The 1,918-nt window shown below is 31.7% G+C and carries 2 protein-coding genes; both read left to right on the top strand.

Annotated elements, in window-relative coordinates; translation table 11 throughout:
- Window positions 1-439 precede the first annotated feature (439 nt).
- Window positions 440-979, top strand: coding sequence for a DUF3575 domain-containing protein (locus FNW52_RS20540; protein ID WP_143379332.1), 540 nt, complete (start codon window positions 440-442; stop codon window positions 977-979).
- Window positions 980-1,452: 473 nt separating this feature from the next.
- Window positions 1,453-1,833: a hypothetical protein gene (locus FNW52_RS20535; RefSeq protein WP_143379331.1), complete on the top strand. Its 381-nt coding sequence runs from the start codon at window positions 1,453-1,455 to the stop codon at window positions 1,831-1,833.
- Window positions 1,834-1,918 lie beyond the last annotated feature (85 nt).

Genomic DNA, 1,918 nt, shown 5'->3' with positions numbered 1-1,918 from the left:
ATAAGGGACTTGCACCCTCTAGATAAATTCCTTACGTTTGTAGGAATGGAAGCGCATGCAAGGCACACACACTTGCTACAATTGATTTGGGCAATTGGCTTAATGGACAAATGGTCTTGTACTTGGGATGTTTAGGTAAATCCGAAGACAAGGCTTAATTAAATCCCAAACCACTTGTAGCAAGGGAACGTTATGGGCAACTTGTGCCAAAATGACGCAGTTGAATTCAAGCGTATTTCCACAATTTGAAAATTCAAAAACCTATCGCAACAAAATTGAAAACATTCAAAAAAACTAATCAAATTAAAAAAAATATGAGTACTTTCATTAATGAACCTTGTAGATTAATTTTGTGTTTTATTTAACTATGAGTTTGGACATATTTAACAATAACATAAGATAATTACCATAATATTGCTTTAAATTAAATATATACTTTATGAAGACCCCCTTTTTAGTAATTGTAATGTTGTTTTCGATTTTTGTTGTTAATGCACAAAATGACAACTCTGAAAATGAAAAAAAAAATGAATTGAAATTAAATGTGTTATTACCTCTGACTGGTGCACTTGAAGGAACTTATGAAAGGAACTTAAACAAAAAATCTTCATTAGGTGTTTCTGTTTTTACAGTATTCAATAACGATAAATCACACGATGATGTAAATTATTCTGTATCACCATATTATAGAAGATACTTTGGAAAGAAATTTGCTTCTGGTTTCTTTGCCGAAGGATTTGGAATGTTAAGCTCAACTGACGGAAAAAAAATATATGACACAAATAATAATTCAATATTTACTGAAGGCTCTGATGTAATTGATTTTTCCCTTGGTTTAGGTTTAGGAAGTAAATGGGTTACTAAAAGTGGAATTATATTTGAAGTTAATGCGGGTTATGGAAAATTATTATTTAATGCTGATAAAACTGACCATACCATAGTTACAAGATTTGGTTTTCATTTAGGCTATAGGTTTTAATACAAAAATTAAATAAAAAAAAGTGTGAAAGTTGGGTTTTGCCAACAGAAACTTGAAGAATTTGCGGGTTAATTGTAATTTCGTCTAAATCAAGCAGCCCATAACAGCGGTTTTGCAATAGTGGGGTTTTAGTGGAATTATCGTTTCGCATCATCATCCTGCAAAACAGAAAAATGAAAGGTTACGAAATCCCCACCATCGCAAAGCCGCGGGACGTTGGCGGTCAGTTGAAGCCGAACTTACGCAGGAAAAGAATTTGAAAGAATTGATTTTCTTTGCGCAGGAAAATCTGAAATAGTAAGCGTAAAAATTGGAACGTGAAAAGCAGAAACGTGAAAATTGGAATCTTATGATTGAAAAGCAAAAAAAGAAATCTAAATATTGGAACTTGAATGGCAGAAGCATAAAAATTAGTATTGAAAAGTCCAACTAAAAGTTAGAAACAATTGAAAGCAAACTTAAATATCTACTAAATGAATGTAGAATCTATAAGAATTAATTTAAATAATTTTCTGATTGATTTTGACAATTTAACTAAAAACAGTTTATCTCAAAGACCATTATGGCAATTAGAAGAAGCTATTAAAAGTTCAAGCCAAAACGATTACGACAATATCAAAAACTTAAGTGTTAACGAAAAAATACTTTGGTTAGTCGTCAACAATCAACATCCTTTTAGACAACTTGTTGCAAAATTAAAAAACAAAATCGATAATAATTCTGAACTTTACGAATTAGTTAAAACTGTAAATGATATGAGTAATGGTAAATTTTTAGATTCTATTGGAGTACCTGATAATAGCATATATTCAGAGATAATAATAAATTTATGCGACGATTTGTATAAAGATTAAACAACCGAACCGCCAATCGAGTAGACGGCTCCGCCAGAAACTGACGGAGTGCGCCTCTCACACCACCGTACGTACGGGTCTCGTA

The sequence above is a fragment of the Flavobacterium sp. ZT3R18 genome (assembly GCF_007097385.1).
GTDB lineage: Bacteria > Bacteroidota > Bacteroidia > Flavobacteriales > Flavobacteriaceae > Flavobacterium.
The sequence above is the reverse complement of the archived record's forward strand: the minus strand, read 5'-3'. Positions and strand labels throughout refer to the sequence as shown.

Excerpts from the sequence above, each read along its gene's own strand:
- FNW52_RS20535 (WP_143379331.1), top strand. The coding sequence starts at position 1,453 with ATGAATGTAGAATCTATAAGAATTAATTTAAATAATTTTCTGATTGAT.
- FNW52_RS20540 (WP_143379332.1), top strand. The coding sequence starts at position 440 with ATGAAGACCCCCTTTTTAGTAATTGTAATGTTGTTTTCGATTTTTGTT.